Source organism: Citrobacter sp. 50677481, from assembly GCF_001463265.1.
GTDB lineage: Bacteria > Pseudomonadota > Gammaproteobacteria > Enterobacterales > Enterobacteriaceae > Citrobacter_A > Citrobacter_A sedlakii.
Genome location: NZ_LNHZ01000015.1, coordinates 116,077 through 130,468, shown reverse-complemented (window position 1 = coordinate 130,468; position 14,392 = coordinate 116,077). Strand labels below are relative to the sequence as shown.

Genomic DNA, 14,392 nt, shown 5'->3' with positions numbered 1-14,392 from the left:
AGCCGAGTACTCTATCCAGCTGAGCTACGGATGCAAATGGCGGTGAGGCGGGGATTCGAACCCCGGATGCAGCTTTTGACCGCATACTCCCTTAGCAGGGGAGCGCCTTCAGCCTCTCGGCCACCTCACCACACGCCTCTTACGAGTGCGTCGAAGAACATGTTTCTGCTCATCGTCGCTGCGTGGCGCACATATTACTTTCTGGGACTTATAAGTCAAACAATTTTTCCTGCGCTTTTATCGTTTGCACACTTCACGCTCAATTAGTCTGCAAAAACGGCAAAAAGGGTGTTTTATCAACAAACAAATCGGTTTACATGGACTCTGGCTGCCCCGACAACCCCAGGAACACGCTCAGATGATAGAGATAGAAAACAAGGAAAACACAGGAAGGACAGGTTGCGTCTCACCCATCCAGATGAGACGCGGAAACCTTAGTAACTGGACTGCTGGGATTTTTCAGCCTGGATACGCTGGTAGATCTCTTCACGATGGACAGAAACTTCTTTCGGGGCGTTTACGCCGATGCGTACCTGGTTGCCCTTCACCCCTAAAACTGTCACGGTGACCTCATCGCCAATCATGAGGGTCTCACCAACTCGACGAGTCAGAATCAGCATTCTTTGCTCCTTGAAAGATTAAAAGAGTCGGGTCTCTCTGTATCCCGGCATTATCCATCATATAACGCCAAAAAGTAAGCGATGACAAACACATTACATGTAAGCAGTCACGGCATCACATTCTGTTAAACCTAAGTTTAGCCGATATACACAACTTCAACCTGACTTTATCGTTGTCGACAACGTTGATGCAAACGCCGCGGAGTACCTGTCCGCGGCATCGGCTAACGCTTATACACCTCATCCTTCAAGCTGCCTCTGCGTTGGCAGCGCGCATTTCCCCCGGTCGCCTACTCGCTGTTCGCTCCCGGGACGCATTCACTTGCCGCCTTGACGTAGCATGAATGATTTTGTGTATATATTTTATAGTTTTGCGCTGACCCAGGCTTGCACACTGGCTAACGCTGCAGGCAGAGCAGCCGCGTCCGTACCACCGGCTTGCGCCATGTCCGGACGACCACCACCCTTACCGCCCACCTGCTGAGCGACCATACCTACCAGTTCCCCTGCTTTGACACGGTCGGTCACGTCCTTAGACACGCCAGCAATCAGAGAAACCTTACCTTCTGCCGCCGTAGCCAGCACGATAATGGTGGAACCCAGCTGATTTTTCAGATCATCAACCATGGTACGCAACATTTTCGGCTCGACGCCGGCAAGCTCACTCACCAACAGCTTAACGCCATTGATATCAACCGCCTTGCTGGAAAGATTCGCACTTTCCTGCGCGGCAGCCTGTTCTTTCAGCTGCTGAAGCTCTTTCTCCAGTTGACGGGTACGTTCCAGTACGGAACGAACTTTATCGCCCAGATTCTGGCTGTCGCCCTTCAGCAGATGCGCAATTTCGCTTAAACGATCGCTTTGAGCGTGAACGGAAGCAATGGCGCCTTCACCCGTTACCGCTTCGATACGACGAACGCCCGCTGCGGTACCCGACTCGGAAACAATACGGAACAAGCCAATGTCACCGGTGCGACTGGCGTGCGTACCACCGCAAAGCTCGGTAGAGAAATCGCCCATGCTCAGCACGCGAACACGCTCGTCATATTTCTCACCAAACAGCGCCATCGCGCCTTTCGCTTTAGCGGCGTCCAGATCCATCACATTTGTTTCCACCGGCAGGTTACGGCGGATCTGCGCATTCACCAGATCTTCGACCGCACGAATCTCCGACGGTTTCATCGCTTCGTTATGAGAAAAATCAAAACGCAGCAGTTTGTCGTTCACCAGCGAACCTTTCTGCGCAACGTGCGTGCCCAAAACCTGGCGCAGCGCGGCGTGCATCAGGTGCGTCGCCGAGTGATTCAGACGAATACGATCGCGACGCGCTTCGTCCACGTCAGCCTGTACTGCATCGCCCACTTTCAGAGAACCCGCAGACAACGTGCCGAGATGACCGATCGCCTGACCATATTTTTGCGTGTCGCTGACAGCAAAGGCAAAGCCTGCGCCTTTCAGTTCGCCTTTATCACCAACCTGACCGCCGGACTCGGCATAGAATGGCGTCTGGTCCAGAACCACAACCGCGTCCTGACCGGCGTTGATTGCGTCAACCGCTTTGCCATCCACAAACAGTGCGGTGACCTTGCCGTTCAGTTCCAGATGGTCGTAGCCTTTAAACTCAGATGCGCTGTCTACGCGGATCATCGCGTTATAGTCAGCGCCAAAGCCGCTGGCTTCACGGGCGCGACGCCGTTGTTCTTCCATCGCCGCTTCAAAACCCGCTTCATCCACTTTGATGTTGCGCTCGCGGCAAACGTCTGCCGTCAGGTCAACCGGAAAGCCGTAGGTATCGTACAGACGGAAAGCCGTTTCACCGTCCAGCGTGTCGCCCGTCAACTTCGCCAGTTCTTCGTCCAACAGCGCCAGACCGCGCTCCAGAGTACGGGCAAATTGCTCTTCTTCGGTTTTCAGCACCTGCTCAACCTGAGCCTGCTGACGCTTCAATTCTTCACCCGCCGATCCCATGACGTCAATCAGCGGACCGACCAGCTTGTAGAAGAACGTCTCTTTCGCGCCAAGCATGTTGCCATGGCGCACCGCACGACGAATGATGCGGCGCAGCACGTAGCCGCGGTTTTCGTTCGACGGCATCACGCCATCGGCGATCAGGAATGCGCAGGAACGAATGTGGTCGGCGATAACGCGCAGCGACTTGTTGCTCAGGTCGGCGGCGCCGGTCACTTTCGCCACCGCCTCAATCAGCGTGCGGAACAGGTCGATTTCATAGTTCGAGTTAACGTGTTGCAGAACCGCGGCAATACGTTCCAGCCCCATACCGGTATCGACTGACGGCTTCGGCAGCGGCTCCATTGTGCCGTCAGCCTGGCGGTTAAACTGCATAAAGACGATATTCCAGATCTCAATATAGCGATCGCCGTCTTCTTCCGGGCTGCCCGGAGGCCCCCCCCAAATGTGATCGCCGTGGTCGTAGAAGATCTCGGTGCACGGACCGCATGGACCGGTATCACCCATCTGCCAGAAGTTGTCGGACGCATAGGCCGCACCTTTATTGTCGCCAATGCGAATAATGCGTTCGCGTGGAATACCGACTTCTTTTTCCCAGATTTCATAGGCTTCGTCGTCTGTTTCATAGACGGTCACCCACAGGCGCTCTTTCGGCAGGGCGAACCAGTTTTCACCGGTCAGCAGTTCCCATGCATACTGGATGGCATCGTGTTTGAAATAGTCGCCGAAGCTGAAGTTGCCCAGCATTTCGAAGAAGGTGTGGTGACGCGCAGTGTAACCGACGTTTTCCAGGTCATTGTGCTTACCGCCCGCGCGCACGCAGCGCTGGGAAGTGGTCGCGCGGGAATAATTACGCTTGTCGAGGCCAAGGAAAACATCCTTGAACTGATTCATCCCGGCGTTGGTAAACAACAAAGTGGGGTCATTGTTTGGTACCAGGGAGCTGCTGGCAACTACCTGATGTCCCTTACTATGGAAAAAGTCGAGAAACGCCTGACGGATCTCAGCGGTGCTCTTGCTCATAATTATCCTGAAATCAAGCTACACGTCATCTTTCAAACCGCCTCTGTACTGGCTGCGAGCTTCCTCGCCTGCCGCCCTAATGCGGCTTGAATGACGTTGTGTATTTAAGGAATATTCGTCGCGAACGCAGGTTACCGCAAAGCAACCCACGCCCGAACGGAAAAAGTGGGAATAAGATAAGTTTTCTTTAGTGGGAAGTAAAATCCCGTATGCGCTCAATCGTCAAAATTTCGCCATATCTCCTGGATATCCTCCATCAGATAGCCGCGATAGAGTAGAAAGCGCTGTATTTTTACCTTTTCTGAAAATGCCGCGGGCAGCGGTTCGCCGTATTTGCGGGTAGCCTGATCGCGCGCGAGGGTACACCAGTCAATTTCACATTCGCGCAGCGCCTTTTCGACAGCTTCCCGGGCAATGCCTTTCTGGTTGAGTTCTTGGCGGATGCGCGCCGGGCCATACCCTTTCCGGCTACGGCTGGCGATAAAGCGCGAAACGAAGCGGCTGTCATCCAGATACCCGTGCTCATGGCACCAGGCTACCACCCGTTCGTAATCCTCTGCCGTGGCCTCAATCTCCTCGGGGCCGTTTTTCCCCATGACCGGCGCGGCCAGTTTGCGGCGTAACTCCTGCTCGCTGTGATCGCGCACAGCCAGAATGCGGACAGCGCGATCGAGCAGGCGGGCATAAACGGGTCGGCGTGGTGTCGGTTCGCTCATAACTCCCTTCAGATTCAGCAATGCAAAAGGGCCGCATAAATGCAGCCCTTGAATGTAACTTAACCTTTTGCCGAATGGCGGCTTCGCGCGATCCGGCTTACGGTCGCCTGAAGATTAAAAATCTTCGTTGGTTTCTGCAACACCTTCACCGTCATCAACGGAGAAATCTGGCGTTGAGTCCTGGTTGTTGAGCAGCAGCTCGCGAACCTTTTTCTCGATCTCTTTCGCGGTAGCCGGGTTTTCTTTCAACCAGGCGGTCGCATTCGCTTTACCCTGCCCGATTTTCTCACCGTTGTAGCTGTACCAAGCACCGGCTTTCTCAATCAGCTTCTCTTTGACGCCCAGGTCAACCAGTTCGCCATAGAAGTTGATGCCTTCACCGTAGAGGATCTGGAACTCTGCCTGTTTGAACGGTGCGGCGATTTTGTTCTTCACCACTTTCACGCGGGTTTCGCTACCCACCACGTTATCGCCCTCTTTCACCGCGCCGATACGGCGGATGTCCAGACGAACAGAGGCGTAGAATTTCAGCGCGTTCCCCCCGGTTGTGGTTTCCGGGTTACCGAACATAACGCCAATTTTCATACGGATCTGGTTGATGAAGATCAGCAGCGTGTTGGACTGCTTCAGGTTACCCGCCAGCTTACGCATCGCCTGGCTCATCATACGCGCCGCGAGGCCCATGTGAGAGTCGCCGATTTCACCTTCGATTTCCGCTTTCGGCGTCAGGGCCGCGACGGAGTCGACAACGATAACGTCTACAGCGCCAGAGCGCGCCAGCGCATCACAGATTTCCAGCGCCTGTTCGCCAGTGTCCGGCTGAGAACACAGCAGGTTGTCAATATCAACGCCCAGCTTGCGCGCATAGATTGGATCCAGCGCATGTTCCGCATCGATAAACGCACAGGTTTTCCCTTCACGCTGCGCAGCGGCAATCACCTGCAGCGTCAGGGTGGTTTTACCGGAAGATTCCGGCCCGTAGATTTCGACGATACGGCCCATTGGCAGACCGCCCGCGCCGAGTGCGATATCCAGAGAAAGCGATCCGGTCGGGATGGTTTCCACATCCATAGAGCGGTCTTCACCCAGACGCATGATGGAGCCTTTACCAAATTGCTTTTCAATTTGGCCCAGTGCTGCCGCCAACGCTTTCTGTTTGTTTTCGTCGATAGCCATTAACTACTCCTGTCATGCCGGGTTCCGCTTGCGCTTAACCGGATAGTGAATTCTGTACTGTTGAAACAATTATACTGTATGCTCATACAGTATCAAGTGTTTTGTAGAAATTGTTGCCACAGCGTTCGTAACGCATAGAGGGTCGCCTGTCGCCGCACGGCATCGCGGTCGCCACTGAAGCATTCCCGCCGGGTAATCCCCTCTCCGCGCGCGCTGGCGAAAGCGAACCAGACAGTGCCGACGGGCTTCTCTTCACTGCCGCCATCCGGCCCGGCAATGCCGCTGATTGAAACCGCATAATCAGCGCGGGCGGCTTTCAGCGCGCCTATCGCCATTTCTACTACCACCGGTTCACTGACCGCGCCATGTTGGGCAAGCGTCTCTTCCCGTACGCCGATCATTTGCGCTTTCGCTTCATTACTGTAAGTGACAAAACCGCGTTCAAACCAGGCGGAGCTGCCAGCAATATCCGTAATGGCCTTCGCCACCCAGCCGCCCGTACAGGATTCCGCTGTTGTCACCGTCGCGCCGCGCGCGTTTAACGCCATTCCGACCTGTTCGCTTAACTGCATCAGTTCACTGTCAGTCATTTCGGCCTCTGTCAGTTAAAAATCCTGCCGGACAAGATAGCACTTTCCCACCCGAGATGGGGACGAGGTGATGATTTTACGAGGGGGATTCAGAAAAAACGTCCAGGTTTAACAGGCGGAGACAGCATTGCCTTATCCGGCCAACAGCAAGCCGGGTTAGCCGGATAAGTTGTCAGGGCCGCCATCCGGCAGCCAGGACGATTACTGGACCCGCGCCAGCGCTACCGCCTGTCCTAACTGCCAGACCGCCATCGCATAATGGGTACTATGGTTGTAACGGGTAATCGCGTAGAAGTTTGGCAGGCCGTACCAGTACTGATACCCGGTGCCAATATCCAGACGTAACAAGCTTGCTTCGCGATGGTTACCCAACGGCTGCTGCGGCGTTAAGCCCGCGGCGGCAAGCTGCGACACGCTGTATTTTGTTTTGAAGCCATTGGCCAGTCCCGGCGCCTGACCGTTGGCCATCACCGCCACCGTATCGCCTTTCACCCAGCCGTGTGCTTTAAAGTAGTTCGCTACGCTGCCGATGGCATCGACCGGATCCCAAAGATTGATATGGCCGTCGCCGTTAAAGTCCACCGCGTACTCTTTATAGGACGACGGCATAAACTGACCGTAACCCATGGCCCCGGCGAAAGACCCTTTCAGATCCAGCGGATCGTCTTGTTCGTTGCGCGCCATCAACAGGAAGGTTTCCAGCTCGCCAGAGAAATACGCCGCGCGGCGCGGATAGTTGAAGGAGAGCGTCGCCAGCGCGTCAAGAATGCGCGTTTTCCCCATTACGCGGCCCCAGCGGGTTTCCACGCCGATAATGCCGACAATGATTTCCGGCGGCACGCCATACACCTGCCAGGCGCGGTTGAGCGCATCTTCATACTGATTCCAGAATGCCACGCCGTTTTGCACGTTATCCGGCGTTATGAACTGTTTGCGATAACGCAGCCATGCGCCGTTAGGGCCGGCTGGCGGCTGCGTGGTCGGCGCCTGCCTGTCCATCAGGCGCAGCACATAATCCAGGCGTTTCGCCTGCGACAGGATCTCCTGCAACTGTTGGCGATCAAAGCCATGTTTGCTGACCATCTTATCGATGAACTGCTGCGCATTGGGGTTATTGGCAAAATCGCCGCCCATCTGCATGACATTGTGCTGAGGCTTAAGCAGGAAGCCGCCAGACGGCGTCCCGGTGGTCGTTTGAGTCTCTTGCGGTTTCGGTTTGCTGCTACAGGCAGCCAGTAACACAAAAAGGGGAAATAACGCTACATAACGACGCTTGAACATGTGACATCCATTAACCAGATTCAGCCAGAGGGAAGTATGGTAAAGCATCCTCCGTCCCACAAGGAAGCGCGAGACGCGCTCCTTCACATAATTTACCTGTTCGCCCCCTTTACTCCTTCTTTTTCTGTTCCGATTCGCACATAAACTTTCAATTTAAAATATTTTACTTTCATTTTGAGATCAAAATAACACTTTTAAATCTTTCAATCTGATTAAAATAAATCACCAATTGGCAAGATAACAACAATCCCTACAGGAGAGAACAATGATCGACACCATTACACATGGAGCAGAGTGGTTCATCGGGCTGTTCCAGAAAGGCGGAGAAGTGTTTACCGGCATGGTGACCGGCATTCTTCCGCTGCTAATAAGCCTGCTGGTCATCATGAACGCGCTGATCAACTTTATCGGCCAGCAGCGTATAGAACGTTTTGCCCAACGCTGCGCCGGAAATCCGCTGTCCCGTTACCTGATTCTGCCGTTCATCGGTACGTTTGTGTTCTGTAACCCTATGACCCTGAGTCTTGGTCGTTTTATGCCAGAGAAATACAAGCCCAGCTATTACGCGGCGGCATCCTACAGTTGCCACTCCATGAACGGCCTGTTTCCGCATATCAACCCCGGCGAACTGTTCGTTTATCTGGGCATCGCCAGCGGTTTAACCACGCTTGGCCTGCCCCTCGGCCCGCTTGCGGTGAGCTATCTGCTGGTTGGCCTGGTGACTAACTTCTTCCGCGGCTGGGTCACCGATCTCACCACCGCGATTTTCGAGAAAAAAATGGGTATCCAGCTTGAGCAGAAAGTGCATCTTTCAGGAGCAACATCATGACGCGTATTCGTATCGAAAAAGGCACCGGCGGCTGGGGCGGCCCGCTTGAACTGGATGTCGTCGCAGGTAAAAAAATCGTCTATATCACCGCGGGCACGCGCCCGGCGATTGTCGACAAACTGGCAAGCCTGACCGGCTGGCAGGCGGTCGATGGCTTTAAAGAGGGCGAACCGCCGGAAGCGGAGATTGGCGTGGCGATCATTGACTGCGGCGGCACCCTGCGCTGCGGAATTTACCCGAAACGCCGTATTCCGACGGTAAACATTCACTCCACGGGGAAATCAGGGCCGCTGGCCCAGTACATCGTCGAAGACATTTACGTCTCCGGCGTGAAAGAAGAAAACATTAGCGCGCTCGGCGATGCAGAAGCTGCGCCGCAACCGACAAGCGCCACGCCTCCGGGACGTGATTACGACCCCCATAAAAAGATCACCGAACAGAGCGACGGCCTGCTGGCGAAAGTCGGCATGGGAATGGGCTCAGCGGTAGCCGTTCTGTTTCAGTCTGGTCGCGACACCATCGACACAGTACTGAAAACCATTCTGCCGTTTATGGCGTTCGTCTCCGCCCTCATCGGCATCATCATGGCGTCGGGACTTGGCGACTGGATCGCCCACGGTCTGGCGCCGCTAGCCAGCCATCCGCTGGGGCTGGTGACACTGGCGCTGATCTGCTCCTTCCCGCTGTTGTCGCCGTTCCTCGGCCCGGGCGCAGTGATCGCCCAGGTGATCGGCGTCCTGATCGGCGTGCAAATTGGTCTGGGCAATATACCGCCGCACCTGGCGCTGCCAGCGCTGTTCGCCATTAACGCCCAGGCGGCCTGCGACTTTATTCCGGTTGGCCTGTCGCTGGCGGAAGCCCGTCAGGATACGGTGCGCGTCGGCGTGCCGTCGGTACTGGTCAGTCGCTTTCTGACCGGCGCGCCAACGGTACTGATCGCCTGGTTTGTATCCGGCTTTATTTATCAATAAGAGGTGTTGAGATGACCGTCATTTACCAGACCACAATTACCCGCATTGGCCAGAGCGCGCCGGATGCGCTGTGCGACCAGATGCTGATTACCTTCCGCGAAGGCGCGCCGGCGGATATCGAAGAGTTTTGCTTTATCCATTGCCATGGCGAACTGAACGGCACGCTGCAACCCGGCGCGCAATGTGAGCTGGGTCAGCATCGCTATCCGGTCACCGCCGTCGGCAGCGTGGCGGAGCAGAATTTACGTGAACTGGGGCATATCACCCTGCGCTTCGACGGACTGAACGAAGCGGAATTTCCCGGCACCGTGCACGTCGCGGGCCCCGTACCGGACGATATCGCGCCGGGCTGTATTTTGAAGTTTGTCGCTTAAGGAGAGAAAAATGAATCAGGTTGCCGTTGTCATTGGCGGAGGACAAACCCTGGGGGCGTTCCTGTGCCATGGGCTTGCAGCAGAAGGGTATCGCGTGGCGGTTGTCGATATTCAAAGTGATAAGGCCGCCAACGTCGCGCAGGAGATCAACGCCGAATATGGTGAAGGTATGGCTTACGGCTTCGGCGCCGACGCCACCAGCGAACAGAGCGTTCTTGCGCTCTCTCGCGGCGTGGATGAAATCTTTGGGCGCGTGGATCTGCTCGTCTACAGCGCGGGGATCGCGAAAGCGGCGTTTATCAGTGACTTCCAGTTGGGCGATTTTGACCGCTCATTACAGGTGAATCTGGTCGGATATTTCCTCTGTGCGCGTGAATTTTCCCGTCTGATGATTCGTGACGGTATTCAGGGACGCATTATTCAGATCAACTCTAAGTCCGGTAAAGTCGGTAGTAAGCATAATTCCGGCTACAGCGCGGCGAAGTTCGGCGGCGTCGGATTAACCCAGTCGCTGGCGCTGGATCTGGCGGAATACGGCATTACCGTACATTCGCTGATGCTGGGCAACCTGCTGAAGTCGCCAATGTTTCAGTCGCTACTGCCGCAGTACGCCACCAAGCTTGGCATTAAGCCGGACGAGGTGGAACAGTATTATATCGATAAAGTCCCGCTCAAACGCGGCTGCGATTATCAGGATGTCCTGAACATGCTGCTGTTCTATGCCAGCGCGAAAGCGTCATACTGTACCGGACAATCAATCAACGTCACTGGCGGACAGGTGATGTTCTGATAGTCACATAGCCCGGTGGCGCTACGCTTACCGGGCCTGCAAACCCCGGGTCTGTTAGCCGGATAAGGCGTCACCGCCATCCGGCATTCACGTAAGGAGCACACGATGGTTTCCGCACTGATTACCGTCGCCGTTATCGCCTGGTGCGTTCAACTGCTACTGGGCGGCTGGCAAATCGCCCGTTTCAACCGTGCGTTTGACCAGCTATGCCTGCAAGGCCGGGTTGGCGTAGGACGTTCAGGCGGACGTTTTAAGCCTCGCGTCGTGGTCGCCATCGCGCTCGACAAAAATCAGCGCGTAACCGATACGTTGTTTATGAAAGGACTGACAGTATTCGCCAGACCAATAAAAATTCCTGCCCTGCAGGGTAAACATCTTAATGAATTACAGCCTGATGTGATCTTTCCCCATGATCCGCTGTCGCAGAATGCACTATCATTGGCGCTTAAACTGAAACATGGATAATTTCGTTGTGAATGCTAATAGCTTGCGAAATTATCATTTCGAAACTTCAATTCAGGGTAATCACGCCTATGAAACCTCGTCAGCGTCAGGCTGCCATTCTGGAGCATTTGCAAAAGCAGGGGAAATGCTCGGTTGAGGAACTGGCCCAGTACTTTGACACCACGGGCACCACCATTCGCAAGGATTTGGTCATTCTGGAAAATGCCGGTACCGTCATTCGCACCTATGGCGGCGTAGTGTTAAACAAAGAAGAATCCGATCCGCCTATCGATCACAAGACGTTGATCAATACGCATAAAAAAGAACGCATCGCCGAAGCGGCTGTCAGGTTTATCCATGATGGCGATTCGATCATTCTGGATGCCGGAAGCACCGTATTACAGATGGTGCCAATGCTCACCCGCTTCAGCAATATCACCGTCATGACCAACAGCCTCCATATTGTTAACGCCTTGTCAGAGCTGGACAACGAACAAACCATCCTGATGCCCGGCGGCACCTTTCGTAAAAAATCTGCGTCATTTCACGGTCAGTTGGCAGAGAACGCCTTTGAGCAGTTCAGTTTTGATAAACTCTTTATGGGCACCGACGGCATTGACCTCGACGCAGGCGTCACCACCTTTAACGAGGTCTACACCGTCAGCAAAGCGATGTGTAACGCCGCGCGCGAAGTCATATTGATGGCCGACTCGTCGAAGTTTGGCCGCAAAAGTCCCAACGTTGTTTGCAGTCTGGAGAGCGTCGATAAGCTGATTACCGATGCCGGTATCGATCCGGCGTTTCGTCAGGCGCTGGAAGAAAAAGGGATAGACGTGATCATAACCGGAGAAACCAATGAGTGATGCACTACTGAACGCTGGCCGTCAAACACTGCTGCTGGAACTGCAGGAAGCCAGCCGCCTGCCGGAACGCCTGGGGGACGATTTTGTTCGCGCTGCCAACACCATTATCCACTGTGAAGGCAAAGTGATTGTCTCGGGTATTGGCAAGTCCGGGCATATCGGCAAAAAAATCGCCGCAACCCTCGCCAGCACCGGCACCCCTGCCTTTTTCGTTCATCCGGCGGAAGCGCTACACGGCGATCTCGGGATGATAGAAAGCCGGGACGTGATGCTGTTTATCTCCTATTCGGGCGGCGCTAAAGAGCTGGATCTGATCATCCCGCGCCTGGAAGACAAATCCATTACCCTGCTGGCGATGACCGGCAAGCCGAACTCACCGCTGGGTCTGGCGGCCAAAGCCGTTCTGGACATTTCGGTCGAACGGGAAGCCTGCCCGATGCACCTGGCCCCCACGTCCAGCACGGTGAACACCCTGATGATGGGCGACGCGCTGGCAATGGCGGTGATGCAAGCGCGCGGCTTCAATGAAGAGGATTTTGCCCGCTCGCATCCGGCGGGAGCGCTCGGGGCGCGTCTGCTGAATAAGGTGCATCATTTGATGCGGCGCGACGACGCGGTGCCGCAGGTTCAGTTGTCCACCAGCGTGATGGATGCCATGCTCGAATTAAGCCGTACCGGACTCGGCCTGGTCGCCGTCTGTGACGCGCAAATGCAGGTCAAAGGCGTCTTTACCGACGGCGACCTGCGCCGCTGGTTAGTGGGCGGCGGCGCGCTGACCACGCCAGTCAGCGAAGCGATGACCCACAATGGCATTACGCTTCAGGCCGACAGTCGCGCTATCGACGCCAAAGAAATCCTGATGAAACGCAAAATCACCGCCGCGCCGGTGGTTGATGAAAACGGCAAGCTCACCGGCGCCATCAACCTGCAGGATTTCTACCAGGCCGGGATCCTGTAGCTGCTTTTATTTTTCAGGCTGCAAATTACATCAGAGTATGCGATTTGCATGTCCTGATGGGCTTAAAGGATATGATTCACCGGGATTACCCTGTTATGTCCTTGAGCAGTATATTGTGCGCCGCGGAGATACCGCGGCCATACTCAGTATTACCGCTGAGGTATTAGCTGAAATTGACCTCAGTTTTGTAAAAGTGAACTTAAAAGATTAAAACAAATAATTTAATCTGGTTATACATTTGTGGGAAAACATCTATTTGCATTGCATCTAATGCTTATGTTTATAATAAGAAGAATTAATTTTTACTTCTGAGTAATAACAATGAATATTGCTCACATCAATAAATTACATTCTTTCATGAAAAATAAATATGATTCATATTTTTGAGTACGCAAATTCCAGCATGCTAAAAAAAGGAGAAATAAATGCCAATCCCAGCTTATATGTGGCTTAAGGACGATGGCGGCGCTTTAATTAAAGGTGGCGTAGATGTTAAAGACAGGGACTACACAATTGAAGTTAAAGGATTTCACCATAACCTCATGATCCCTACTGACAACGCAACCGGCAAAGTAACCGGGACACGCATGCATTCACCGATGCTCATCGTAAAAGATTTCGACTGCTCCAGCCCTTATCTCTATAAGGCCGTAGCAACCGGGCAAAAACTCCAGTCCGCAGAAATTAAATGGTACCGTATTAACGATGCCGGAATGGAAGCTGAATACTTCAACATGTTACTTGAAGGGGTGCGTATTGTGTCTATTTCCCCAGCGATGGCCACAGGAAATAACCTAAATGAGAACCACATGGAAACCGTGGAAATGCGTTACGAGAAAATCTCCTGGAAGCACAACGACGGAAACATTATTTTCACTGACTCCTGGAATGACCGACAGACAGTCTAAGCATATGGGGCAGAACGCCCCTTAATCATACAACCAGCGGCCAGCCTTTGCGGATTCAATGATCATTTCAAGGGTGAGCGATTTAAGCTGCCGCCCAACCCATTCCTTTTTGCGCTTCCACTGCCACCAGTACAGTTCCGGCATAAAGTAGTTGTCCAAATTAAAATTACTGTGCTCGATGCCATAGCGGGTGAACAGGTCAATGAGCATATCTTCGAGATCTTCTGGCACAAAATTAAAGTATTCCTGCAGCGTCCACTCTTTCTGAGCAGGGCGTTTGCGCTCGCTGTAGTTCTCGGTGACGTAACTTAAAAATTCTTGTTCATCAGGTAATAGCATTAGAAATAGGTCCATGCGATCCGATCCTTCGGCCGCGCTATCTGGTTGTATTTGTTTCTCGTCTCTTGGGCAACAAGGGCGAAAATAATGACTGCCTGAGCATAGCCTACATATGGAACGGCTCTGCCTACTGCTGAGCCAATCTTGTTTGTATAACTTTTTCTGCCCATGCCGATAGTGGTTTCGACTCTCAATCCATCCGGAAAGCGGGCATCTTTGAAAATCCGACGGGCTAGTTTAGAGGCTACGCTGGTGCGAGAACCTGTCGCCCCCAAAACCTGCCGTTTAGGCAGCAGAGGTAGCCCCGCCAAAATAGTAGCAGCGGTCTCAACTGATACTCCCAAATGGTTTGCAAGCCCTTCCGCAAAGATAAGCCAGAATAACTCCGTTGGCGTTACGTTCTCGTTGCCGTGATAAAAATATGTGCCGCCCAGTTCTTCTACTGTATCCATCTCTTCATCCCTGTTAGTCGCTTGCAATACAATAAGTCCTTATAACTACCAGATACACCGTTGTATTAAACAAGCACTATAAAAATGTGA

The 14,392-nt window shown here is 53.7% G+C and carries 16 protein-coding genes and 1 tRNA gene; 8 read left to right on the top strand and 9 right to left on the bottom strand.

The features are described 5' to 3' along the window. Window positions 1–37: 37 nt before the first annotated feature. From APU02_RS04845 to mltB, 7 genes are all read right to left on the bottom strand, one after another. Window positions 38–130, bottom strand: a tRNA-Ser gene (locus APU02_RS04845). Window positions 131–434: 304 nt separating this feature from the next. Then, a complete protein-coding gene (gene csrA / locus APU02_RS04840) occupies window positions 435–620 on the bottom strand; it encodes a carbon storage regulator CsrA (protein ID WP_000906486.1) in 186 nt (61 codons plus the stop codon). Window positions 621–983: 363 nt separating this feature from the next. Then, window positions 984–3,611, bottom strand: coding sequence for an alanine--tRNA ligase (gene alaS, locus APU02_RS04835; protein WP_060569427.1), 2,628 nt, complete (start codon window positions 3,609–3,611; stop codon window positions 984–986). 215 nt (window positions 3,612–3,826) lie between these two features. Continuing rightward, window positions 3,827–4,327 (bottom strand): recombination regulator RecX, encoded by a 501-nt coding sequence (recX, locus tag APU02_RS04830; protein WP_060569426.1) that lies wholly within the window; start codon window positions 4,325–4,327, stop codon window positions 3,827–3,829. A gap of 114 nt (window positions 4,328–4,441) precedes the next feature. After that, window positions 4,442–5,503, bottom strand: coding sequence for a recombinase RecA (gene recA / locus APU02_RS04825; RefSeq protein ID WP_042288561.1), 1,062 nt, complete (start codon window positions 5,501–5,503; stop codon window positions 4,442–4,444). A gap of 92 nt (window positions 5,504–5,595) precedes the next feature. Further along, window positions 5,596–6,093, bottom strand: a complete 498-nt coding sequence (pncC, locus tag APU02_RS04820) for a nicotinamide-nucleotide amidase (RefSeq protein WP_060569425.1) — start codon at window positions 6,091–6,093, stop codon at window positions 5,596–5,598. A gap of 201 nt (window positions 6,094–6,294) precedes the next feature. Further along, the gene (mltB, locus tag APU02_RS04815) at window positions 6,295–7,374 is read right to left on the bottom strand and encodes a lytic murein transglycosylase B (RefSeq protein ID WP_060569429.1); all 1,080 of its coding nucleotides are present in this window, start codon (window positions 7,372–7,374) and stop codon (window positions 6,295–6,297) included. A 265-nt stretch (window positions 7,375–7,639) separates the two neighbouring features. Here mltB and srlA point away from each other — a divergent pair, with 265 nt between their 5' ends. From srlA to APU02_RS04775, 8 genes are all read left to right on the top strand, one after another. Beyond that, window positions 7,640–8,203, top strand: a complete 564-nt coding sequence (gene srlA, locus APU02_RS04810) for a PTS glucitol/sorbitol transporter subunit IIC (RefSeq protein WP_042288566.1) — start codon at window positions 7,640–7,642, stop codon at window positions 8,201–8,203. Continuing rightward, window positions 8,200–9,174 carry a PTS glucitol/sorbitol transporter subunit IIB gene (locus tag APU02_RS04805; protein WP_060569424.1) on the top strand — a complete coding sequence of 325 codons (975 nt, stop codon included), beginning with the start codon at window positions 8,200–8,202 and terminating at the stop codon, window positions 9,172–9,174. Before srlA ends, APU02_RS04805 begins: the two co-directional genes overlap by 4 nt. Before the next feature lie 11 nt (window positions 9,175–9,185). Then, window positions 9,186–9,548 (top strand): PTS glucitol/sorbitol transporter subunit IIA, encoded by a 363-nt coding sequence (gene srlB / locus APU02_RS04800; RefSeq protein WP_042288572.1) that lies wholly within the window; start codon window positions 9,186–9,188, stop codon window positions 9,546–9,548. A gap of 10 nt (window positions 9,549–9,558) precedes the next feature. Continuing rightward, window positions 9,559–10,338, top strand: coding sequence for a sorbitol-6-phosphate dehydrogenase (gene srlD / locus APU02_RS04795; protein WP_042288575.1), 780 nt, complete (start codon window positions 9,559–9,561; stop codon window positions 10,336–10,338). Between the two features lie 105 nt (window positions 10,339–10,443). Then, window positions 10,444–10,803: a transcriptional regulator GutM gene (gene gutM / locus APU02_RS04790; RefSeq protein WP_042288578.1), complete on the top strand. Its 360-nt coding sequence runs from the start codon at window positions 10,444–10,446 to the stop codon at window positions 10,801–10,803. Window positions 10,804–10,871: 68 nt separating this feature from the next. Next, window positions 10,872–11,645: a glucitol operon DNA-binding transcriptional repressor SrlR gene (gene srlR, locus APU02_RS04785; protein WP_042288582.1), complete on the top strand. Its 774-nt coding sequence runs from the start codon at window positions 10,872–10,874 to the stop codon at window positions 11,643–11,645. Then, window positions 11,638–12,603 carry an arabinose-5-phosphate isomerase GutQ gene (gene gutQ / locus APU02_RS04780; protein ID WP_042288584.1) on the top strand — a complete coding sequence of 322 codons (966 nt, stop codon included), beginning with the start codon at window positions 11,638–11,640 and terminating at the stop codon, window positions 12,601–12,603. The genes srlR and gutQ overlap by 8 nt, the downstream gene beginning before the upstream one ends. A gap of 425 nt (window positions 12,604–13,028) precedes the next feature. Continuing rightward, complete coding sequence (locus APU02_RS04775; protein WP_060569423.1) at window positions 13,029–13,511, top strand: Hcp family type VI secretion system effector; 483 nt, start codon at window positions 13,029–13,031, stop codon at window positions 13,509–13,511. A gap of 21 nt (window positions 13,512–13,532) precedes the next feature. Here APU02_RS04775 and APU02_RS04770 read toward each other — a convergent pair whose 3' ends face one another. Further along, window positions 13,533–13,850, bottom strand: coding sequence for a DUF1493 family protein (locus APU02_RS04770; protein WP_060569422.1), 318 nt, complete (start codon window positions 13,848–13,850; stop codon window positions 13,533–13,535). Beyond that, window positions 13,850–14,302, bottom strand: a complete 453-nt coding sequence (locus APU02_RS04765; RefSeq protein ID WP_060569421.1) for an STM2901 family protein — start codon at window positions 14,300–14,302, stop codon at window positions 13,850–13,852. The genes APU02_RS04770 and APU02_RS04765 overlap by 1 nt, the downstream gene beginning before the upstream one ends. Between the last annotated feature and the right edge of the window lie 90 nt (window positions 14,303–14,392).